This is a genomic window from Bradyrhizobium sp. LA6.8 (genome assembly GCF_040547935.1).
GTDB lineage: Bacteria > Pseudomonadota > Alphaproteobacteria > Rhizobiales > Xanthobacteraceae > Bradyrhizobium > Bradyrhizobium barranii.
On the sequence record NZ_JBEPQQ010000017.1, the window covers coordinates 1 to 21738 of the forward strand.

Genomic DNA, 21738 nt, shown 5'->3' on the forward strand with positions numbered 1-21738 from the left:
GACCCAGGCGTCCAAACCAACCTCCCGTCCCCGCAAACTCGCTCCCCGCTCACAATCGGATCGCTACACGCCCGGCTGTGAGATATCCGGGCTAGCCCGAACAACTTCCTCTCGGTGAACTGGACCGACCTGCATTGCGAGCGCTAAATTAGGCGCGTGTTACTCCCAACTGCTTACTCGCGCGAATGAACCAGAACTGAAGTCCGAGGCTGGGTCTGCATATCGCGTTGTAAAACAAAGGAAAGCTGGCGCACCCGACACGATTCGAACGTGTGACCTTTGCCTTCGGAGAGAAATACTTCAGCCGAGCGAGCGAGGTTGGCTTCTCGATCGGGCGCCATGTGTGGCTATGCCCCCTTGCTCGGATAGGCAGCGAAAGGCAATCGGTCATCTCGCGATGCACCACACGGCAACTTTCATCACTGCGGCAGCGGTTTCCGCGCCAGGCTGGGGAGACCCGCTTGCGGGGCTTCAGCGGGCCAACAGCCCGGCCGCAGGGCGACGGCCAATTGCCCAGCCGAAGGTTCCGCAAAGACATGGCTATGACGAATTGCGAGCAACCATCCATTTCTGGCTGAATGCCGCAAATGATGTAGCGTTGACTTCGTTCGACGCGACCGCTTGCACTCTCCTGGCAAGCTCATCCTGGCCAAACCACGAGTGCATGGCAAGTTGGCCGCACTGGACGGCGGTCGCCCGACTATGGGAGCAATCCTTGCCGAAACGCGAGAGCCACAGCGTGTGGAAGGGTCAGTGCAGCAAGATTTCGCCTGGCATTGTCCAGATGATACTTCACCCCACGCGACGAAACCCCTAGAAGGTCGGCAATGTCCTGCATCGTCTTGCCATCAGAGATCCACGCGAGACACTGCCGCTCGCGCTGAGTCAGCGGGCTTCCCTGCTGACCATCGGCGGGCGTGCGTCCGATTCTGGCGGCGTTCACATGCGCATGATAGGTGAGGCCCATTGTGTGTACCGAAAACCTAATCCGAGTTGATGACCTGATGGAATCACCTAAGCTGGCGGAATGATTGGGCTGCTCTGTTTCGTTCTGGCCGTCCTGGCCTCGCCCTTCAAGTCGAAGTTGCGGCTTGAAGCCGAGAACGCGGTGCTTCGACATCAGTTGATTGTCTTGAGGCGCAGGCCTCGTGGTCGCGTCCGGCTCACGAACCATGATCGCTGGTTCTTGATCCAGCTGTATCGCTGGTTTCCATCAATCCTGAAGGTTCTCACAATCATCCGGCCCGAGACGCTCGTGCGTTGGCACAGGGCCGGCTTTCGCTGCTACTGGCGTTGGAAGTCGCGCCCACAGGGAGGGCGACCGCAGATCGACACGGAACTGCGCGCCTTGATCCGGCGGATGAGCGTCGAAAATCCGCTTTGGGGCGCGCCGCGCATCCACGGCGAACTGCTCAAGCTCGGGTTTGAAGTCGCGCAGTCGAGCGTCGCCAAGTACATGGTCAAACGACGGGGGCCACCCAGCCAGGGATGGCGAACCTTCTTGCGCAACCACGCGCCGGACATTGCCGCCATGGATCTGTTCGTTGTTCCAACTATCGGTTTCGACCTGCTCTATGCGTTCGTCATCGTCCGGCTCGACCGTAGAGATATCGTCTGGACCAACGTCACAGCAAATCCGACCGCAGAATGGGTTGCGCATCAGATAACGGAGGCATTTCCCTGGGACGGGGCTCCCGGTTACATGATCCGGGACCGTGATCGCATCTACGGTGCGGTCGTCACACGCCGACTGCGTGCCATGGGCATCCGGGACAAGCCTATTGCACCGGCCTCACCCTGGCAGAATGGCTTTGCCGAACGGCTGATCGGGTCGATCCGGCGTGAATGTGTGGACCACATCATTGTCCTGGGCGAGGCACATCTGCGCCGGATTCTGAAATCTTACGCTCGCTACTATAATGAGACGCGGACGCACTTGGCCTTGGATAAGGATGCGCCGGTTTCTCGCCCGGTTCAGCGAACCGGTGTGGTCAGGTCACTTGCCGTCCTAGGCGGACTTCATCACCACTACGCCCGAGCTTAAGTTTTCGGTACACACAGGCAAGCGAGCCTGACGAGGAACAATGCCGATGACAAAATGCAGCTCGTGATGACGGATAAACGATTCAAGCAAGGCGCGCTCGAGCTAGGGACAGCGATGGCGTTTGAGGGCGACGCCGTACAGAGGGCTGCCAACGAGAGTGAATTCGCTCTGCGCAAGGATGACGATAATGCCGAAGGCGCGAGTTCTAGACGCGATCATCCAATACGCATGCAATGACCTCGTATGACCGCTCCTGGCCCATCAGCGAATTGGCGGCGCGCCTCATTGAGGTCCGTTCAATGGGGCATAGCGGACTGAATCTGCTCACGTTGAGTTCTTCGCATTTTGACCCGAAGCGGTCGTCACGCGGCTGCGCGGCGCGCTGCTCGAAGGTCAATGGTCCGCCCGCGTGGCGCTGGCGAACGTCCCCACGCCCGTCAGCGCGGTAAATGGTTGCCAGCCCTGAAGGCTGCGAAGTACGGTGGCGGAACAGGCTCATCTAGAAATGAAGCGGGACGGGAGAAAACGCATCATGAATTTAAGCACTGCTCTTTGCGCCACGTGCCTGTTTGGCCTTGTCGGCAGCAGCTCGGCGATGGCCGGAACCAACGACATCCTGATCGGCCTTGACAGCAAGATCACCTATGGTCCCGAAGGCCAGACGAATGGTGCCCCGGGTAGCGATGCCGTGCTGGTTGTGGACATTTCCAACCCCGCCAAACCCAAGGTTCGCGCAAGCCTGCCGCTGGCGAACTCTCTGCTGGGCCCGCCCACGAACCTGCAGATCACACCAAACGGCAAGCTGGGCCTGGTCGCCAATTCCGTGGTTCACGTCCAGGAGGGGAGCTCCTGGAAAACGGTCCCGGATGACAAACTGTACGTGATTGACCTCACTGCGGATCCGCCGAAGTTGATCGACACGGTTGCCGTCGGGCGGCAGCCATCCGGTCTCTCGATCTCCAAGAAAGGCGACCTCGCGTTGATCGCCAACCGAGACGGCAAGAGTGTCTCTGTTGTCTCGATACAGGGTTCAACAGTCAAGGCCGTCGGCGAGGTACCGGTGGAGCAGCAGGCTGCGGCCGTTGTCATCGCACCCGACGGCAAGCGCGCCTTTGTCTGCCTGAACCTCGTGCACAAAATCGGCGTGTTGGCGATCGATGGACAAAGCGTGACCTACGACAAGTCGATGGACATTCCATCGGCATTCAATCCCTACAACATCGACATCACGCCAGACGGCAAATACGTCATCGCATCGAACACCGGCGCACAGAAGAACAACGCCGATGCCGCGGTGATTATCGAAGCGACTGGTCCACATCCCCACGTGGTCGACGTGATGACTCCCGGTACCGGACCGGAAGGCTTCGCTATCGCGCCCAATGGGAAGACCGCAGCCACCCCGCTGCTGCTTGGCAGCTCGGCCAAGGACAGCGACTGGTTCAAGACCAGAGCCGGCGAACTCGTTTTGATGTCGATCGGCACCGACGGTAAGCTGACGGTGACCGCGCGTGCGCCGCTCGGCGGCCTGCCGGAGGGTGTCGCTTACAGTCCGAACAGCGACTACCTGTATGTGGCCAACTATATCGACCAGGACCTGCAGGTGTTTGACCTCGCCGACGGCAAGCTGACCGAGGTAGGACCCAGGCTGAAGCTGCCAGGCCAGCCGGCGTCCATGCGCGCGCCAGCGCGGTAGCGTCTTGCGTCCCCTTTCCGCGGACTTGGTCCGCGGAAAGGGACTTCCGCCCTCACGCCTTCCGGTTCAAATGTACTCTTAAAGGAGCGCCGCGAGCGTGCTTTTGCGTGATTTTGACGACAGCAGCTCGCGGCAGCTTGAGATCAACACCTGATTGCCGACCTCGAAGGGCCCTCCTTCATCTCTCGTACAGTTGCGCACCGTCGTACTCAGACGGCGCTCGTGACACACGACCCTGAACGGACATGGGCCTAGCCAGACATCGGCACAAAATTATGCTATGTAGGCATTCAAGTTCCCCGAGCACGGGGTGATAGGTCAGGACGTACGCCTCATTTCGCGATGTGCCGGCATATTTCCTGGCAGCCCCGGATTGGACCTTGAGCCGACCACACCGAATAAAAATCTGGCGGATCAGAAAATATTCGGAACTCATCAGGCTCGAAGCCGTTATCCTGTCAGAGCAAGTATCTTTGGAAAGGAGAAATCCCCGAAAAAGAGAAAGCTCGAAAGCCCCGTCATTCATTTCGGTGGATGGCGGGGTTTTTAACGCGCCGCAAAACGGGATGCCGATTTTGCATGGGGAATTTCCGGCCCCTCTGACGGGTCGCTCCCACGACAGCTTTGGCCGTCGTCGGCATCGAGTACCCAGTTCATCGGCTCCGTCGTGATGGCTTCGCGCACTGTCCGCAGGGCGGCGTATGATTTGAGTGCCGAGTAGATGGGGACGTTGCCGTCCCCATCCCTCACAGACCCGGACGTGCAGATTTCCCGCATCCGGTTCGAGAGATTCGCTCGCGGGCGTAGCCATGGAGGATCTTGACTGAAGGCAATGGATGCCGTGCCAGGAGTTCGTTGAAGCGGGCCCATCGGACCACGCCTTGACGATCACGCCGTGACAACCACTTGCGCCAGATACGCACCACTTGATTGGCGAACCAGCGCAAGCGTCGACTGTTGCCGCCGATGCCGTAGTAGGCGAAGTGGCCCCGCATCATAGAGGACAGATGGCGATGCTGGTCGCGAAGGGACCAGTGGCGGTTTTTCCGACACCAGCCACTAACTGCGGCCACTGCGCGGGCAAACCGGCTTTTGGCCGTTACTTGCCGAACCGTGTCCTTACCGTTCCGAGACCGTCCCCAGACATGGGTCAGGCCAAGGAAGTCGAAGGTGGTCCCATCCGTCTCCGGGTGGCGCGCGCTCTGTGATCTCTTTGGGCGGAAGTCGACGAGGCGCGTCTCATCGGGGTGGAGGGTGAGTCCATACCGTGCGAGAAACTTACCCAGGACCGACATCACGCGTTTGGCGTCGACGATGTTGTCGAACGCACCGCGAGCGCGCCTACAAGGGCGGCCGGTGCGAGCACTGGATCAAGGTGAAAAACAGGAAGCGCCCGGCCTACAGTCGCGTCCTGGATCATTTCTGGAGTCATCGAGTTTGATCACCTCGGTCCGCCTTCATGGTCACTCCCTTGCCGTCATGCGCCGGAGGCCAGTAGTTCCTGCGCGAGCGCGGCTTTCTGACTGTCTAGCCTGTCGCTGACACGTTTAAAGTTCTCGACGACGAATGTGTCTTCGATGATTTGATCTTTCGTGGAAGTAAGGTGCCGGTACATATCCTGCAAAACAGGATTCAGCTTCTCGTCCTTCCATTCGGCAATCTTGTAGGCGGCGTCGAGATCGTCGGCGTGGTTCTATCCGGTTTGGTTCGGTCGATAAAAACTATGTAGCAGATACTTTCGTTCCTGACTCTACAGTGGACATGGATCTTCCAATTCATCCCACGGATGATCCGCGACGCGATCTATGGCTTGGTCGCGCGCAACCGCTATGGCTGGTTCGGCCGTCGTGACGCTTGCATCCTGCCGAATTCGGATCGTTCGTGGCCATCGTGAACCGCCCCGAAACTGCGGGACGATAGCGCCTGGCGCTGGTTGGCTGCGGCCGGCATGACGAAGGAAGCAGCGTTACTGCAATTCAACTCAGTCCGTATCACGGTAAGCACAATCTGCCGGGTCAGCTTCGTGTGCGCCCAAGCTTGGATCGAAGCGGAATAGCGTAGAGCAATAGGGGCAGACGATCTCACTGGCATCGCCCATCTTGAGGTAGATGTGCGGGTGATCTTGCGGCGGTATATCCCCAATGCACTTGAACTCGCGGCAACCAATGCGCACGATCGGCACCCCGACTTCATTATGAAACGTCGGATAACTTTCCATCTACAGCGCGCGGCTTAGGCGCCCGGTCGACGATGCAAAGTGCCGCGCATGGATCGTCGAGCGAGGGCTCGATCAGCACCCGGTGAGCGGCGCCCCTCTCGCGTCGCTCGGTTGCCGTAAAACGCACCCATAGCGACACGTCCATCGTCAGTTTCTCCCACCACGGGAGAGGGTTGGAAGCTAAAGCACCTGCAGTGGCTCCGGGGTCGCTATCGCCGCGACGCGGTGCTTCACTGCGTTCTGCACCTTCGCGAAGGCGCCCACCTCGATCTGGCGCACGCGCTCGCGCGAGACGCCGAATTCCTCGGCCAGCTCCACGAGCGTGATCTGTTCCTCGGCGAGCCGGCGTGTCTCGAAGATGCGCCGCTCGCGCTTGTTGAGCACGATGAGCGCGCTGGACAGCGTCTTGCGGCGGTTATCGAACTCCTCGCTCGCGGCGAGCGTCGTCTCCTGGTCCGTGGATTCGTCCACCAGCCAGTCCTGCCACTCGCCGGAATCGCCGTCCTCGCGGATCGCGGTGTTGAGCGAGGCGTCGCCGCCGAGCCGCCGGTTCATGTAAATCACGTCCGTTTCGGTGACGCCGATCCGCCGGGCGATGATCTTCACCTGGTCCAGCTGCATATCGCCATCGTTGAGGACGGAGATTTTGCTCTGGGCCTTGCGCAGGTTGAAGAACACCTTCTTCTGGTTGGCCGTGGTGCCCATCTTCACCAGCGACCACGACCGCAGGATGTATTCCTGGATCGCCGCCTTGATCCACCACACGGCGTAGGTGGCGAACCGGACGCCCTTCTCCGGCTCGAAGCGCTCGACCGCCTGCATCAGGCCGACATTGCCCTCGGAGATCGCCTCAGAGATCGGCAGGCCGTAGCCGCGATAGTCCCTGGCGATCTTGGTCACGAGCCGCAGATGGCTGGTGACCAGCTTGTGCGCCGCATCGCGATCGCCGTGCTCGCGCCAGCGCTTGGCTAGTAGGTATTCTTCCTGGCGCTCCAACATCGGGAACCGCCGAATTTCCTCAAGATAATGGGTGAGGCCGGGTTCGTCCGTAAGGATCGGCAGGGCCGCGTTGCGGGCCATGATTCAAGCCCTCAAACTAGTTTCGAAACAAAATTATCTGCATCCGATCGGTTGTCAAGTTAATTTCGAAACACTATTATATTTCCAAAGAGGCAGTCATGTCATCGCGCGAAACGGCAGAGCTCCTGCTGCAGGTGGGACGGTTCGTACAAGCTGAGGGCTATGACGGTGAACTCAGTCCGGCCCAATGGATGGCGCTCCGCTTCTTCGCCCGTGCCAACCCGTTCTCGCGGACCCCGTCGGTATTCGCGGAATTTCAAGCGACAACCCGCGGCACTGCAACACAAGCCATTAAGGCGCTTGAAGCGGGTGGGTACTTGGTCCGACAGCCATTCAAGACGGACGGGCGAAGCGTAAGTCTGCGACTGACGAGCAAGGGCAAAAAAGCGCTTGCACGCGATCCGTTCGAAGTTCTGGTGCGCGCCGTGGATTCGCTCGACGCGACAGAGCGAACTGCGATGCGTCGCGCCCTGCACCAAGTGCTGTCCACTCTAGCTACAGGTGGTGCGCATCGGCGGTTCGGTGTTTGCCCGGACTGCACGCACTTCGGCAGAGAGATGTGCGGCAACCTGCCTAGCACGGGCCCCTCGGCCGTTGAATGCCTGCTCCTCGGTGTTCCGATTCAGCCAGAGGATGTAGGTCTTCTGTGCGTCCATTTTCAACCCATGAACGAGCACCGCGAGGACGGATACCATGAATGAGTTCACTGCTGCGATCTGCTGAAAGGACGCTTAATTGACCTTCGTCGTCAACGAGAGCTGTATTCGCTGCAAAATCATGGACTGCGTCGAAGTGTGCCCCGTGGACTGCTTCTACGAGGGCGAGAACATGCTCGTCATCCACCCGGACGAATGCATCGACTGCGGGGTCTGCGTGCCGGAATGCCCGGTCGACGCGATCAAGCCTGACACCGAGCCGGGGCTAGAGAAATGGCTGTCGCTGAATGCGGAATACGCGAAAATCTGGCCAAATATTATGGTCAAAAAAGCGCCCCCGCCCGACTCTAAGGAATGGGAGGGGAAGCCGGACAAACTCCAATACTTCTCGCCAAATCCCGGCGCGGGTGATTGAGGCGGACAGCGCCCGCGCCGCAACATTCACCTTCGCAGTTTGCCAGCCTTGGTTCGCGTTTGAGATCCCTCAGGCGCATACTTAGACAACCACCGCTCCGCCTCCTAGGCATTACTACCGGTGACAGAGAGTGCGCTCCCCCTGTTCGAGGGAAGCATCATGCCCCAATCTCAACGCCTCTCGTCCGTCATTCCATTCGCTGCAATTGAGCGTCCCGCCTGCCCGAAGTGCAAGGCCCGGATGATGCTCGTTAGCATCGAGCCATAGCACGCGCCCGGGGCGTCGACTTGCGCTGTTTGCAATCAGGTACTTACGACCTTTGCCGCGTTTGAAGACCCCATGAAGTCCAAGGGCCTTGGCCGCTGGCTTCTAGGCGATTTGCACCCACCGAAGTAAGGCCCGCCGGCGTGAACTGGCGGGTCAGGCGGCGTGGGACTAACTCGCGCCCTGGTTGTCAGATCTCCTCGGTCTCAGCCTCCGGCTCGCTGCGGTAGGCGTCTCGGAGCCCCAGGCGATTGAGGGGGACCGTCCGGGCTAAACGCACGCAAGCCGCCGGGCTTCCCCAGCGGCTCAAGCGTTGCGTAGCGATGGGTTGCGACGCGCAGCGTCGTGTGGTGGAACGTGCGATGCGCCGAGGCGCGTCGCGTTACCTACCGTGATGTCGATAAGTCCTACGCGTCTCATCGACGCCCCCAACATGGTGCCGTCGCGAGGCGACTTCAAGACAGCGCGGCTGCCATAAAACGTGCGCCATCTGTTTGTGATGCCATCTCCTTATGATCGTGCCTAAGAAGGCCACAGCTGCCGTAACGAGATGTAGCAAATCCATGGAATATAATAGACACGCGCGTCGTTTTTCGATTGCGATGCCTGCCTCGTCCGAGCCGGTCATCCTCATCAGCGCCGACCTATTCAAGGAGTGAAGAGCTTTCGCGGGCATTGAGTACGCCACTATCCTCGAACGAAGGAGAACAACCCGTTTGTCGCAGTCGCCTCATCGACAACAGAAAAATCGAAATCTTCAAAGCCCCGGCATTGTCCGGGGCTTTTGCTTATAGCCATCTCAGTGGCGCTCTCCTCGTCGCAAGAAATGCAAGCCCGATGTCGCCTATTGGCCGATATTGTTGCAAAAGTCTTTTTGAGGGGGCGAACGAAAATTCTTAGAGCCGCCGATGCGTTTTACGCGAGGCGACGTGAGGGACCATATCGTTTCATCCCAAATTGATCACGGACCTCCGTAATGGCGTTGAAAGGCGACGCGGCAGCAGAGAAGGGTCGTGTCCCCGGAGGTGGTGTAGCTCGGTAGAGCAAAGCCGCCCGGACGCGCGCCCCCAGTAGCGCCGTAGCGGGCGGGCGGCTTTGCGGTGGTCACCGGCAGTTCTCCGGTAGGATCGGGTTGCGACACGCGCCAACGCAACCGAGGACCCGCCGATGACCGACGACATGATGAACCTGCGCACGCTCGTAGAGAAGACCCCTGATGCCGATCTGCTGCGCGAGATGATCGGCTTTGCTGCCCAGCGCCTGATGGAGCTGGAAGTCGAAAGCCAGACCGGGGCCGCCTATGGCGAGAAGAGCCCCGAGCGCTTGGCCCAGCGCAACGGTTACCGCGACCGGATCTGGGAGACCCGCGCCGGCGCGGTGGAACTGCGCATTCCCAAGCTGCGCAAGGGCTCTTACTTCCCGGGTTTCCTGGAGCCGCGCCGGATGGCCGAGAAGGCGCTCACCGCCGTGGTGCAGGAAGCCTACGTGCAGGGCGTCTCGACCCGTTCGGTGGACGATCTGGTGCAGGCGATGGGCATGACCGGCATCTCCAAGAGCCAGGTCAGCCGGCTGTGCGGCGAGATCGACGACAAGGTGAAGGCGTTCCTTGGCCGTCCGATCGAGGGCGACTGGCCCTATCTGTGGATCGACGCCACCTATGTGAAGGTGCGCCAGAATGGCCGCATCGTGTCGGTCGCGGTGATCGTCGCGGTCGGCGTCAACAGCGACGGTCGCCGCGAAGTTCTCGGCATGGATATCGGCCCGTCAGAGGCCGAGACGTTCTGGACGGCGTTCCTGCGCAAGCTCGCCCGCCGCGGCCTGCGCGGCGTCAAGCTGGTCGTGTCCGACGCCCACGAGGGCATCAAGGCCACCGTGGCCAAGGTGCTCAACGCCAGTTGGCAGCGCTGCCGCGTTCACTTCATGCGTAATGCGCTGGCGCATGCCGGCAAGAGCGGCCGTCGCGTGGTCTCCGCCTTCATCGCCACCGCCTTCGCCCAGGACGATGCCGAGGCCGCGCGTACGCAATGGCGCAAGGTTGCGGATCAGCTCCGGCCCAAGCTGCCGAAGTTGGCCTGCTTCCTCGACGAGGCCGAGACCGACGTGCTCGCCTACATGACGTTCCCGCCGCAGCATCGGACCAAGCTGCACTCCACCAATCCGATTGAACGCCTCAACGGCGAGATCAAGCGGCGGACCGAGGTGGTCGGCATCTTCCCCAACGAGGATGCCATCGTCCGCCTCATCGGAGCGATCCTGCTCGAACAGAACGATGAGTGGGCGGTCCAGCGCGCCCGCTACATGACACTGGAAACCATCGCGCCGTTGAGCGATGATCCGAGCGTCAGCATCACGGCTATCGCCAGCTGACCGACCCGGCCCTCGCCGGCGAACGCGGTGACCCGCCGCCAGCTACACCACGCTAGGGGACACGATCCAGAGAAGTCCAACGATCAGCTTTTGCGAGAGTTTTAGGGTTGTTCGATTTCCGACTTTTGCAACAATATCGGCCCTTTTCGGACCTCCGCTTTAGTCCTCCAAATGTCTGCTATTGGGGCAAACTGAGAAATGATTTTTGGGCGGCCAGCCCTTCGGGCGGTCACGCTCTAGTCTCGGGCATAGATCCGCGACCGGAGCCACCGCTTGCCGGTGTCTCCGCCCATTCGGGTAACGATCGTTGCCGCATCATGCGGCTATCGTTCCGCGATCCACCGCTGCCTGGCCCGCGCTTCTGTCCGGAGTCAGCCCTGCGGCATGCTCCATGATGGGGTCCGGCGAGTTGGGTCGTCCAAGCTCACAGCGCGTGCTTGAGCACAGCACAGGGATCGAAACGGACTGACCCTCCCCACGTCCTCGGCAGAGCAGATCGTTACGCCGGGACGATCCTTATGTGGGTTGGGTCAAAGGCGGCTTTCCGAAGCGGAAGTCCGTTTCCTCGACCCACATCCGATGCATGATAATCGCGAGTTTGCGGGCAACTGCCACGCACGCTTTTCTGGACCCGATACGTTTGGCGAGCTTGACGCCCCAGGCCCGAAGTGTCGACCACTTTTTGGAAATCCGCATGTGCGAGTTCGCGGCTTCATAGAGCGCATGCCGCATCAGCTTGTCACCGCATTTGCTGATATTGCCTGATCGATCAATCTCGCCTGACTGATAAACGCGAGGGGTCAATCCCAGATGCGCCGCCACGGCCCTGGAATCCTTGAACCGCCCTGGATCGTCAATCGTCGCCTTGAACGATAAGCTCACGAGCGGTCCAACGCCGGATACGGTCATCAACCGCTTGCAAACATCATCCTTGCGAGCCATTTGCGAAAGCTGCCGATCCATGAGGGCTTTGTGCTTACGCATCATGTTGCGCGCTTCGAGCAGTGGCTCGATGGCCATCCGCAAGTCAGGCGCATCCGCGAGCAGAGTTTCGACCCTCACCGCAAGACGGCTTCGGTGCACTGCACCAAGCTTTAACCCATGCACCTTCATCAATCCCCGGATTGTGTCTTCGATCGCCAGCATGTGATCGACGAACTTCTTGCGCGAGTGACGCTTTGCTCTTCACGTGCACCGATCGATATTGTCCGAGGCGCATCATCTCAGCGATGCCGCGCGCATCGCTGCGGTCGGTCTTGTTGGGACGAGAGGACAAGAAGCGCTGTGCATGCCGGGTCTCAATGCAAACGATCTGAAACCCACTCTCAACCAATGCGCCGTAAAGCCATTCGGAAAGCGGACAAGCCTCGATCCCGATGAGAGCGATTTTGTCGCGCCAAGGCGAAAGCACCTTTACCAACGGAACTGGCTCGCTTTCGGCTTTGCCTTCCCATACCGACGAGCCATCTGCCTCGACGACGCAGATTGATGTCATTCTTAGTGAAACATCCAGTCCGACATACAGGGTCATCGCTTGTCTCCTTTGCTGAGCCGAATCAACCCCGGCACAAGATTAGCGAGTGGCCGGGATCGGATTACCCCAGCTCGCGCAAGGGCTGCGGAGCTCCTCGCCGGGGGCACTCGGGAAAGGGGCCCGCCGTCATGAAGTATGCCGGCGTCGCTATCACTGCCCCGTTCCCGGGTGCCCTCTTAACCGGTCTCGTCGCTGCACTCGGTCCCGCGTGCCGCCTTCGGCGTCGCTATGCTCACGCTCCTGCGGGTGCCATTTTGCGTTGAGGCGATGCGCCCTTGGCGCACGCCTGATCGGGCCAGCGGCCCTAAATCACCTCAAGGCTAAGTCCCGAAGAATGGAACGCAGGGCGGAGCGCCTCGCAGATTTCGCATTCTGTCATTTGTCTGCGTGCGGCACTCTCGCATGCCGAGCTAGCTGGCCGCTTGGTCACGGCGGCGCCGATCCCGCCAGAAGAGGCTGAGAGTGAGAGTGCCGGCCGGGTTTTGCCGTGACGGGTTACAGGCTGCGAGAGAGGCTCGCGGCGCCCGTCGCGGAGATCCTTCCCCGCAATGAGCTGCGACAACGGGCCTCCTTATGCTATATCAGCGGTTTACCATTTTATTGACTGCGCTGGCGGCGCTTACGCTGCTGGTGGATTCGGCGCTTGCCGACGATTTGCAGATCGTCGGCGATCCGGACACTCTCGGCTTTTCGGCGAAACGGCTGGCGCGCATCACGTCTTGGTTTGAGACGCACACTAAAACGGGTGATCCCTCCGGTTTTGTCGTTGGGATCGCCCGAGGCGGAAAACTGGCCTACTTGCAGCCCACCGGTTTTGAGGATCACGACAAGAAAATTCCGATGCGGCCGGATTCGATCTTTCGCATCGGATCGATGTCCAAGCAGATCACCAGCGTCGCCACCATGATGCTGGTCGATGAAGGCAAGCTCGACCTCGATGCTCCCGTGGCGCAGTATCTGCCGGGGCTAAAGGATATGCAGGTCGTCAAGAAGGATCTGGCCACAGGTGATCCGATCCTCCTGGATCTTGCGCAGAAGGTTTTTGAACCGGCGAGGCGCGCGATGACCATCCGGGACCTTCTGCGCAATACTTCCGGTCTGGTTTGTGGCATGGGGGACTACGCCGACCCCGGATTTGGCAATGCGGCGGTACACCTGCTTTACGGCGCGCGGGCGCTGTTCCGGCGCGACAGCCGATCGCTTCGTTCGTGGCCAGCCTCGGCACACTCCCGCTGCTGCACCAGCCGGGTGAAGTCTGGGAATATTCGATCGGTTACGATGTGCTCGGGCGCGTTATCGAAGTCGTCTCGGGCCAGCCGTTCGACCAGTTCCTGCAAAACCGCCTGTTCGCGCCGCTTGGGATGGTTGACACCGGCTTCCATGTGCCGGAGGAAAAACTCGCCCGTCTCGTCGCCGTGCCGGGCGCGCAGCCGCCACCTCTTTCAGATGGCGACGTCGCGACGCCGCAAACGTTCTTTTCAGGCGGCGGGGGCATCGTTTCGACGGTCCCCGACTTCCTGCGCTTCTGCCAGATGCTGCTCAACGGCGGCGAGCTTGACGGTGCGCGCATTCTGAAACCGGAAACGGCCCGGCTGATGATGACAAATTCGCTGCCGCCCGACATCCACCTCGCTGGCCATGAAGCGGGTCCGGCTTATGGGACCGGGTGGGGGCTTGCGGACGCGTTCGGGCTTGCCAAGAAGGCGGCGGCGTAATGTCTTTCGGCGGTGGCGAGAAAGCACCCTCGCGTCGATCGGCTCTGACCGGACTTGCGGCGAGTTGTGTTGCTGCGTCGGTCAAGTGGAGTTGGGCCGCCGAGAGCGGCGGTGGCCCGGTTTTTTCCGCTGCTGGTCCGGATGCAGAGCTTTACGGTGCCACCGAGAACTATCCGGTGAAGGATCGCTGGCGCGTTTACCAGCCCGGCAATCCGGCTTCGCCAAAATACCGCGTCGGGGCATTCAGTCATTACGACGAGATTTTTCCAACGCGCTTGGTCAGTCGCGCAGCCACGGCCTGGCCGTTCAAGCGAACGCAGGCGGATGTCAGCTACCAGTACAAGGGAAGCCGCTCTTCGCTTGCGGATTATCTGTCGCGCAATCCAGTGACGGGTCTGCTGATCGCCAAGGATGACCGGATCCTAGTCGAGCAGTATCAATACGGCCGTACCGATCGCGACCGGCTGATATCGCAGTCGATGGCAAAATCGATCACCGGCATGCTGGTCGGTATCGCGATCTCGGAAGGCGCGATCAAATCTATCGACGATACCGCGGAAACGTATGTGCCTGGCTTGAAAGGCACCGAATATGGCGCGACGCCGCTCCGCGCGCTGCTCCACATGTCGTCGGGCGTGGAGTGCGGCGAGCAGGCCGACGAAGGCAAAGGCAGCGGCCGCGACCTCGATCGCTTGTGGGGCGACATGGTGCGCAAGCACTGGTTTTCCAACAAGGGCACCGTTGCCAGCATCGCGCAATTCAATCGGCGGATCGCGCCGCCGGGTACGCAATTCCGCTACGCCAGCATCGAAACGGATGTGCTTGGTCTGGTGCTGCGTTACGCAACGGGCAAATCACTCTCCGACTATCTCCAGGAACAGGTGTGGCAGCCGATCGGCACGGAAGCCGATGCCAAATGGCTGATCGACGCGGAAGGCTATGAAGTGGCGCACGGCTTCTTCAACGCCGTGTTGCGCGACTATGCCCGGCTCGCCCGCCTGCTCGCCCACGACGGAGCATGGGACGGCAAACAGATCATCCCGGCGCAATGGATGGTCGATGCAACCACGGTGCGCGCTTCCGACGGCTATCTGGCAAAGGCCGAGGGAGGGTTCGGCTACGGCTATCAGTTCTACCTGTTTCCCGGAAGCAGACGGCAATTCGCAATGTTGGGCCATCTCGGGCAGCGTATCCTTGTTGATCCGCCCTCGAAGCTGGTCATGGTGCAAACCGCCGTCGATGAAAAGTCCCCCGAAATCTGGCGACTATGGTCGGGCGTGGTCGCGCAGTTCGGGCAGGCTTGATCGGGTGCTTATTCCGTCTTCTCGGAAAACGTCGCGCGGAAGGGATGCGCCGGCCGACGGAGGTCCCGCCGCGAGGGCCGGCGTGATGGCGGGAGACCTCATCACTTCCATCGACGACGCATCGATCGATGGCCTGACCCTGGAAGCTGTACTTGGCCGGATTTCAGGCCCGGTCAACGCCACGATCAAGTTCAAAATCACCCGGCAGGGGCAGCACGATCCGCTTGTTGTTGCCTTTGCCCGGGAGGCGGTCCCCTTTCGCAGCATCCAGCTTCGGATCCGTGTCGCGGACGGCAAGCTCGTCGTTACAGCAATAGGCGGCTGGTCGATCCTTGATTTCGACAAGGGCCAGCCGACATCGGTGGCGGTTCGCTCAAAGGATGAATTCCAGGTCGAGAGTGGCGATCACACGCGGATCGCCTTCGTCAGAGACGCAGCCGGCAAAGTCAACGGCGCGGTTCTCAATCCGGGACCATGGGAGCAACGCGGCGTACTCGCACAATAAGGCACACTGACAGCTGATGAAATTGGCGGGAGCTTGCGTTGCTCGAACATCAGGTGTCCGGCGGCCCGAGATGGTGGCGGTCTCGACTTCCGCTCAGGGTCACAAGCGGCGATCGAGGACAGCGCCAGCCGTGTCCGGTCTACCTCAGACGGCCGACATCGCAGCGTCAGGTGTAGTCTTCAGCTTCGGGCCGAGGTCCAGGCAATCAGGTTGACGAGGAAGTCGGCGGCGACGCGAGCGGGGCCTCGATGTTTCGTCTTTGCTCGCCTCGTGTTAGACTTTGCCTGCCCGATCAGGGAGAACAGCCATGACCGCCGAGTTCGATGAAGACCGCTTCAATATGGCTATCCGTAAATTTCTGAAGCATGTCGGAGTTACATCGCAGCGTGAAATTGAGAACCTAGTGCGTAGCGGGGAGGTGAAGGGTGACAAGCTCAAACTGCGAATGACCCTGTCCGCTGAGGGGACGCCGCTGAAACATGTGGTCGAGGAAACAGTCGAGCTCTGACGATTGTCCCGGCTGTGGGAAGTCATGGCCTTGATCCTCACGAAGGCTATCATTGCGGTCGCCGGCCTAGCGATCCTTGTTGCGACTTTCCTTGTCTATGGGCGTAAGGGGCTGAAACAAGCGATCATTTCGAGTTCCTCGTCGCCGCAGTAATTCTGATGGCGACGCTCCGAGACGTCGGCTCCTAGCCAAGCCGGCCGAACGTCGCCTTCGGGTCAACAACGGTCCTGACTGCCCCGAAACGAGACTTCTGCTCTACCCCGATCAACGGACATCGTCAGACCGCCCTGGCATGTCTCAAAGGGGCCATGTGCGGACCTTAGGTCGTCACCCCGACCTATTTCATCAGCTCGAAGCGTGGAATTTTGTACGCTCCATCCAATACGGCCTTCTCAGGACCATAGGTCCGCAGGCCCATGAAAAGATCAATTCCAGGGATGGTTTCAATCCAGTTCGATTCCAGACCCTTGGGAGCGGCGGGACCGATATAAATGTCTGTGGACCCGTCGGGGTTCTTCACCAGCTTGTCGAGGGATGAAAGCTGGCGGCCTTTCTTGCTGTTGGCGATGAAGAATGAAGGTGCGGGTGCGGCCGTCATAGGCGAACACGGACCAGAAATTCCGGGCAGGAAAGCCGTTCGGCATCCGGAGCCGGTAATTCTTGGTCGAGTCTATTGGACGGCCCTCCGCGTCGACGAACGCGGCGTTGTACATGGTTCCGCTTCCGAGAACGGCGGGCATGACATAGGCCCAGTAATCAATCGCTGCGCGCCGTTGATAGTCGATCGTCCCATCCGCATTTTCGTAGACGTAGAGGCGGCCTTTCGCGATATCCTCCTTGTGCAGGTTGAAACGGGTCCAGCCGGGTTGCCCCTCAGCAGGGACCAATGCAACGCCGTTCGATATCTGGATCAGGTATGCTTGCGCATCCTTCGCCGCGCGTTCGAGGATCTGCACGGTGTGAGCATCGGGCTTGAAGGGCTTGCCTTTCTCGATGCCGACATATGCGGCCATCCCAAACATGGTCTTGTCGTAGTCATTCGCAGACTCTTCCTGCACGAGCATGTCGACCAGGTTGAAGTATCCAGCATCGAATACCGGAGCGGCGCGATACACGGTGCCCGACATATCGAGGAAGGTCGTCTTGTCCGGGCTTGTCGCCTGCGCCAAGGGATAGACCTTCATCGTGTATGCGTATTCCACGGCGGCATCCCAGCCGGCCGTCGAGATCGAGCGGATGAGGAAATTCTGCAGGTAGGTGCGGCTCCGCATGGTCTTGTATCCGGCGGGCACATCTTCCTTGTAGTCGGGTGGCAACAGAAGATATTTGGCGCCCTTTCCCTCGTCCCAGCCATCCTTACCAACATCAATCCCGTCAAGCGGGCGCTGCCAAGCGTCACAGATCGTTCCGTATAGATGGGACTCGCTGGTAGCAGCGGGGATTTCGACCACGATGGGCCCATCCTTCAAATCGAAGGCGCCTTGCAGATACGGAGTCTGGGTCTGCAGAGCGACCAGGTGGATATCCGAGTTCAGCGGCTTGGTGTTGATCGCCACATCATTCGGCTTGCCGTGCAAATCTCGCTTCACTGCTTCCCGGGCGGCAAAGCTGTCCGCCGCGGGCATGGCCCACAAGGCAACCTCGAACGCGCGGCGGTAAAGAAGTTGATCGGCGGAGTCTTGACGGCTTGGCGGCTGCGGGTTTTGCGCCGACGCCTGCGGGGCGATGGTGGCCGCCGTGCACAGCGTCATCACGACGGCGGCGGAGTGCAACGTATTCAAGATGGTGCTTTTCATGTTGTTGCTCCCACTCATTCGCCGTAGGTCGAATCCTCAGTGCGCTTACTTCGTCAGACCTTCTCGAAATCCGGCAACCTCCACGACTTGTCGAAGAACGCTTCGGTCGGGCCATAGAAGCGGAACCACACCCACCAACCACGTCCCGGCAGTGTCTTGATCCAGTTGCTTTCCTTGCCTGAGGGCGCCGTCGGTCCGAAGTACAGATCGATCGAACCCTCGGCATTGGTCGCGAGCTTGTCGTAGGTGGACTTGGCTGCCACGTCGGTGTCGATTTGGACCATCGACCTCGTCTCGAAGTCGTACACCGTCACCGACCAGAACTCCTTCACCGGCATGTTGGCGGGGACGCGCAGCCGATATTGATTGGAGCCGTTCAGCCAATCACCCTTACTGTCACGTGCGGAGCGCAAATATTGCGAACCCTCACCGAGGTGCTTCTCCTTCATGGCAGGCGATGCCATTGTCGCCTGAAAATAGTAATTGATCCGCGCCTCAAGGTCGCTCCAGTACCTGTCTCGCAAGCCGGGGTTCAGCATGAGCACGAACTCCCATTGCGTGCCGGGGTAATAGACGACGTCCTTGAGACGCGGGGCCATGCTGATTGCTTGGTCGATCGCCCAAGCGACGTCACTGGCCTCAGTGAGGATTTGCCTCATCCGTGGATCGGGATCGAAGGGTTTGCTAGGTTCAATGCCGAGCGGTTTGAGCAAGGCCAGCAGGAAAGCGCCATCTTCGCTCTCGCTCACATAGTTGGCGACCTCTGCGACGCGCTCCCAATACTTGAAGCCTTCTGGTGCAATTGAGTTCCAGTCCTTGCCCGAGGTCAGCACGACGGTCGTTTTCGGCGGGTCATTTCGCTCTGACAGCGGGTAGATGCGCGTGGTCTCCAAGCTCTCTGCTGCTCCTGCAACATCGCCATTACGGACGATACCACGGGCAAAATACGCGGCCAGTGACGTCGGCGAAGTGACCCTGTAGTAGCCCTCGGGGACCGCTTCGTTGAAACCGACGGGAAGAACAAGAAACTTACCGCCTTTGCCCTTATCCTCACCAATCGCGCCGACGCCAGCGATGGTCTGCTGCCACAAATCAAAAAAGGCGCCATACGAACCGGGCGCAACCTCCACGACCATGGGACCGTTTTTCCTGAGATCAAGGAAGCCCATCGCGTAGATTGTCGTGCTGTTGCCGGTCAGGGCGATACCATGCGTGGTCGAGGAAATGTTGAAGGAGATACCAGTCCCCCTCGCGCCCGCCGACCTGCTGCAACCCCGTGTTCAACTCGTTCATTGCGACGAGTGGGTCCACGTACTGGTAGGCCAGCACAGCGCGTTGGAAGTCGAGCTCGTCGTACAGCTTCTTGACCGTCTCGGCAGTCGGAAATCCCGCTTCATACCGCAGGTCGCCAATTCGCGTTCTCTTGATGTCGGCCGGTCGTTCGCTCGCTGAGGCAACTCCGGTGACGCCTACGCTTGCGCTGGCCAGACCTCCCGCCATCAGAAGACCCGCAGGAAGGAGCGAAAGGGTATCGCGACGTGTGGGCATGGGTGACCTCCCTATATGCGGCTAGGGCAGTTCGAGAGAATATAATCCGAGGTTGTATCCGGCGCTATGTGTTTCCGGCAGAGCGCTCAACGCACGCGCCAACGACGGCGAAAGGTCCGCTGAGGGTCAAAATGCGAAGAACTTAACGTGAGCAAATCCAGTCCGCTATGCCCCATTGAACGGACTTCAACGAGTCGTGCCGCCACTTCGCCGAAGGGCCGGCCAGAAAGCGACATCGTAAAATGAGAGAGGCCGCAAACTGAGGCTAACAGTGTGACATTGGAGCCGCCAACTGAGTCTGCCTTAATTCATCTTGCGACGTAGCTTCCGGATGATCTCCCGCAGGTCGTTGGCGTACTCTTCAATGATCCGCCGCGCCTCCTCCAACCGGGAGGGCTTGGGCTCCTTTGCCTCGCTCTGTTCCTCGGGCTTCGTCATGCCACAAGGTCCCGGAGGGCAGGGAATGGTTCATTGAGCTAGATCAAATCAGGCCACTACTCGGAGACGGCACCGAACTTAGGATAGACGGTTCGCTCCGGCTTACATCGCCGAACACCGGCACTGCCACGCACGCCATTACCGTTGCCGTGCTAGGGTCGTCACCACGACGGGGGCTTGTTCACTGCGGCTTCCAGCTTTTCGCCTGGTTCGACTAAGGGCTAGATATGAACAGCACCCGGCTGTGGGTACTGTCCACGCGCAATTCGCGTTGTGCTTCCGCCGCCCCACGCGTCTTGGTCACCGGCGTTTGGCCAGTGTCCCCGAGTCTACTCCCGCTCTTATGCTCGCTTGGTTTGGTCGGCGGCGAAGCGGGCGTCGATGGCATCGAGAACCCGGATGGTTTCGACCATGGCGGCGCGCTCGCGGACACATTCTACGTCCTGCGCGGTCGCTTCCTGCGCGACGGCAACAATGGAAAGCACGAGCTGCAACAAGGTCCTCATGATCGTGCTCCAATCGGTCCACGATTCGCGTCGAACTGCTGGTTCACGAAATCCGCTCAAGATCTGACTTGAGCGCGACCAAGAAGCGTGCGGCTTCGCCGCCCGTCACGACGCGATGGTCGAAGGTGAGCGACAACGGCAGGGTGCGCCTCACCGCAGGCTGGCCCCGATGCGCGACCACCCGTTGGGAGATCCGGCCAGCGCCTACGATTGCCGTTTGCGGCGGCACGATGATCAGATTCGCAAACCGCCCCCCGATCATCCCGAAATTCGACAGCGTAATCGTGGCGCCGCGTAGCTCCTCCGGGGGTATCGAGCGCGCGATCGCGTCAGCCCGCAGGCGGTCGAGTCCTGCCCGCAAATCCGGTACGCTCCGCTCAGCGACGTTGCGCAACACGGGAACGATGAGGCCGCCCTCGGTGTCGACGGCGATGCCGAGATCAACGCGCTCGATCAGACGCCGTTCGCCGGACGCGGAATTATACCAGGCATTGAGCGCGGGCTCAGCCTTGCAGGCGGCGGCGATGGCCCGCGCCAGCCGGATCGTCACGTCCTCGCCTTGCCGCCAATCGTCAATGTCGGCGTCATCGGTGACAGTGGCGGGGGCGATTTCGGCATGAGATGCCGCCATGCGTTGCGCCATCACGCGCCGCATACCGCGCAGGGGCTCGGCTGGACCGCTGTGGGACATGCTCTTGGCAGCCCGTTCGACATCGGCCCGCGTGATGGTGCCGCCGGATCCTGTGCCATCGACGAGGTCAAGGGCAACGCCGAGTTTGCTCGCGAGCGCGCGCACTGCCGGAAACACCCTGAGCTCCTGCCCGGTGGGGCGCGCAGAAGGGATTCCTACCGCCTGCGCAGCTTCGCCGCCGCCGAGTTCGCCGACAACGGTGCCGGTGTCCGGTTCGGCGCCCTCGGCAAATTCGACGAGCGGCATGCCGACCTTCACGATATCGCCCTTGGTGCCAAACAGGTGCGCGACGCGTCCGTTCGACGGCGACGGTATCTCAACGACCGCCTTGTCGGTCTCGACGGATAGGAGCAGCTGATCGGTGACGACGTGATCGCCTTCGCTGACATACCAACTGACGATCTCCGCCTCTTCAAGACCTTCCCCAAGATCCGGCAACGTGAGCTGGCGCAT

General features: G+C 60.4%; 20 protein-coding genes and 2 pseudogenes. 10 read left to right on the forward strand and 12 right to left on the reverse strand.

All coding sequences use genetic code 11. The features are described 5' to 3' along the window. Positions 1–700 precede the first annotated feature (700 nt). Positions 701–1120: a helix-turn-helix domain-containing protein gene (locus ABIA90_RS43890; protein WP_354122410.1), complete on the reverse strand. Its 420-nt coding sequence runs from the start codon at positions 1118–1120 to the stop codon at positions 701–703. Here ABIA90_RS43890 and ABIA90_RS43895 point away from each other — a divergent pair. Beyond that, entirely contained in the window at positions 1028–2044 is a 1017-nt protein-coding gene (locus tag ABIA90_RS43895) for an integrase core domain-containing protein (protein WP_354116317.1), read from the forward strand. The genes ABIA90_RS43890 and ABIA90_RS43895 overlap by 93 nt on opposite strands. A 532-nt stretch (positions 2045–2576) precedes the next feature. Continuing rightward, the gene (locus ABIA90_RS43900; RefSeq protein WP_247310181.1) at positions 2577–3740 is read left to right on the forward strand and encodes a beta-propeller fold lactonase family protein; all 1164 of its coding nucleotides are present in this window, start codon (positions 2577–2579) and stop codon (positions 3738–3740) included. A gap of 1981 nt (positions 3741–5721) precedes the next feature. On the opposite strand, the gene ABIA90_RS43910 is transcribed toward ABIA90_RS43900, so the two are convergent. Together ABIA90_RS43910 and rpoH are read right to left on the reverse strand one after the other, a co-directional pair. Then, positions 5722–5958 (reverse strand): zinc-finger domain-containing protein, encoded by a 237-nt coding sequence (locus ABIA90_RS43910; RefSeq protein ID WP_247310179.1) that lies wholly within the window; start codon positions 5956–5958, stop codon positions 5722–5724. A 180-nt stretch (positions 5959–6138) separates the two neighbouring features. Then, positions 6139–7038, reverse strand: a complete 900-nt coding sequence (gene rpoH, locus ABIA90_RS43915; protein WP_354122411.1) for an RNA polymerase sigma factor RpoH — start codon at positions 7036–7038, stop codon at positions 6139–6141. 98 nt (positions 7039–7136) lie between these two features. Between rpoH and ABIA90_RS43920 the strand changes: the two genes are divergently transcribed. The 3 genes from ABIA90_RS43920 to ABIA90_RS43930 all read left to right on the forward strand — a co-directional run bounded on the left by ABIA90_RS43920 (position 7137) and on the right by ABIA90_RS43930 (position 10740). Beyond that, complete coding sequence (locus ABIA90_RS43920) at positions 7137–7739, forward strand: MarR family winged helix-turn-helix transcriptional regulator (protein WP_247303126.1); 603 nt, start codon at positions 7137–7139, stop codon at positions 7737–7739. 34 nt (positions 7740–7773) lie between these two features. Continuing rightward, a complete protein-coding gene (fdxA, locus tag ABIA90_RS43925) occupies positions 7774–8109 on the forward strand; it encodes a ferredoxin FdxA (protein WP_247315912.1) in 336 nt (111 codons plus the stop codon). 1431 nt (positions 8110–9540) lie between these two features. Continuing rightward, positions 9541–10740, forward strand: a complete 1200-nt coding sequence (locus tag ABIA90_RS43930; RefSeq protein WP_247457813.1) for an IS256 family transposase — start codon at positions 9541–9543, stop codon at positions 10738–10740. A gap of 516 nt (positions 10741–11256) precedes the next feature. Here ABIA90_RS43930 and ABIA90_RS45670 read toward each other — a convergent pair. Both ABIA90_RS45670 and ABIA90_RS43945 read right to left on the reverse strand, forming a co-directional pair. After that, positions 11257–12271: pseudogene (locus tag ABIA90_RS45670) on the reverse strand (IS110 family RNA-guided transposase). A 600-nt stretch (positions 12272–12871) separates the two neighbouring features. Beyond that, complete coding sequence (locus ABIA90_RS43945) at positions 12872–13099, reverse strand: hypothetical protein (protein ID WP_354122150.1); 228 nt, start codon at positions 13097–13099, stop codon at positions 12872–12874. On the opposite strand from ABIA90_RS43945, the pseudogene ABIA90_RS43950 reads away from it, so the two are divergent. The 5 genes and pseudogenes from ABIA90_RS43950 to ABIA90_RS43970 all read left to right on the forward strand — a co-directional run. Further along, positions 13046–13318, forward strand: a pseudogene (locus ABIA90_RS43950) (serine hydrolase domain-containing protein); the annotation flags it as partial. The gene ABIA90_RS43945 and the pseudogene ABIA90_RS43950 overlap by 54 nt on opposite strands. A gap of 59 nt (positions 13319–13377) precedes the next feature. Further along, positions 13378–13989: a serine hydrolase domain-containing protein gene (locus tag ABIA90_RS43955; RefSeq protein WP_502916691.1), complete on the forward strand. Its 612-nt coding sequence runs from the start codon at positions 13378–13380 to the stop codon at positions 13987–13989. Then, positions 13989–15293, forward strand: a complete 1305-nt coding sequence (locus ABIA90_RS43960) for a serine hydrolase domain-containing protein (protein ID WP_354122152.1) — start codon at positions 13989–13991, stop codon at positions 15291–15293. Before ABIA90_RS43955 ends, ABIA90_RS43960 begins: the two co-directional genes overlap by 1 nt. Further along, positions 15229–15798 (forward strand): PDZ domain-containing protein, encoded by a 570-nt coding sequence (locus ABIA90_RS43965; protein WP_354122153.1) that lies wholly within the window; start codon positions 15229–15231, stop codon positions 15796–15798. Before ABIA90_RS43960 ends, ABIA90_RS43965 begins: the two co-directional genes overlap by 65 nt. Before the next feature lie 307 nt (positions 15799–16105). Beyond that, on the forward strand, positions 16106–16306 hold the full coding sequence (locus ABIA90_RS43970; protein WP_212491321.1) for a DUF6494 family protein: 201 nt from the start codon (positions 16106–16108) through the stop codon (positions 16304–16306). Between the two features lie 337 nt (positions 16307–16643). Here the strand turns inward: ABIA90_RS43970 and ABIA90_RS43975 are convergent, their stop codons facing one another. From ABIA90_RS43975 to ABIA90_RS44005, 7 genes are all read right to left on the reverse strand, one after another. After that, positions 16644–16826, reverse strand: a complete 183-nt coding sequence (locus ABIA90_RS43975) for a DUF1214 domain-containing protein (protein ID WP_354122154.1) — start codon at positions 16824–16826, stop codon at positions 16644–16646. After that, the gene (locus tag ABIA90_RS43980) at positions 16750–18120 is read right to left on the reverse strand and encodes a DUF1254 domain-containing protein (RefSeq protein WP_502916692.1); all 1371 of its coding nucleotides are present in this window, start codon (positions 18118–18120) and stop codon (positions 16750–16752) included. The genes ABIA90_RS43975 and ABIA90_RS43980 overlap by 77 nt, the downstream gene beginning before the upstream one ends. Positions 18121–18155: 35 nt before the next feature. Further along, positions 18156–19271 (reverse strand): DUF1254 domain-containing protein, encoded by a 1116-nt coding sequence (locus tag ABIA90_RS43985; RefSeq protein ID WP_247303137.1) that lies wholly within the window; start codon positions 19269–19271, stop codon positions 18156–18158. Then, the gene (locus tag ABIA90_RS43990; RefSeq protein ID WP_247303139.1) at positions 19258–19650 is read right to left on the reverse strand and encodes a hypothetical protein; all 393 of its coding nucleotides are present in this window, start codon (positions 19648–19650) and stop codon (positions 19258–19260) included. Before ABIA90_RS43990 ends, ABIA90_RS43985 begins: the two co-directional genes overlap by 14 nt. Before the next feature lie 303 nt (positions 19651–19953). Beyond that, complete coding sequence (locus ABIA90_RS43995) at positions 19954–20088, reverse strand: hypothetical protein (RefSeq protein ID WP_256468602.1); 135 nt, start codon at positions 20086–20088, stop codon at positions 19954–19956. 341 nt (positions 20089–20429) lie between these two features. Next, the gene (locus tag ABIA90_RS44000) at positions 20430–20594 is read right to left on the reverse strand and encodes a hypothetical protein (RefSeq protein ID WP_247303140.1); all 165 of its coding nucleotides are present in this window, start codon (positions 20592–20594) and stop codon (positions 20430–20432) included. Between the two features lie 43 nt (positions 20595–20637). Then, complete coding sequence (locus ABIA90_RS44005; protein ID WP_354122156.1) at positions 20638–21738, reverse strand: dihydrolipoamide acetyltransferase family protein; 1101 nt, start codon at positions 21736–21738, stop codon at positions 20638–20640.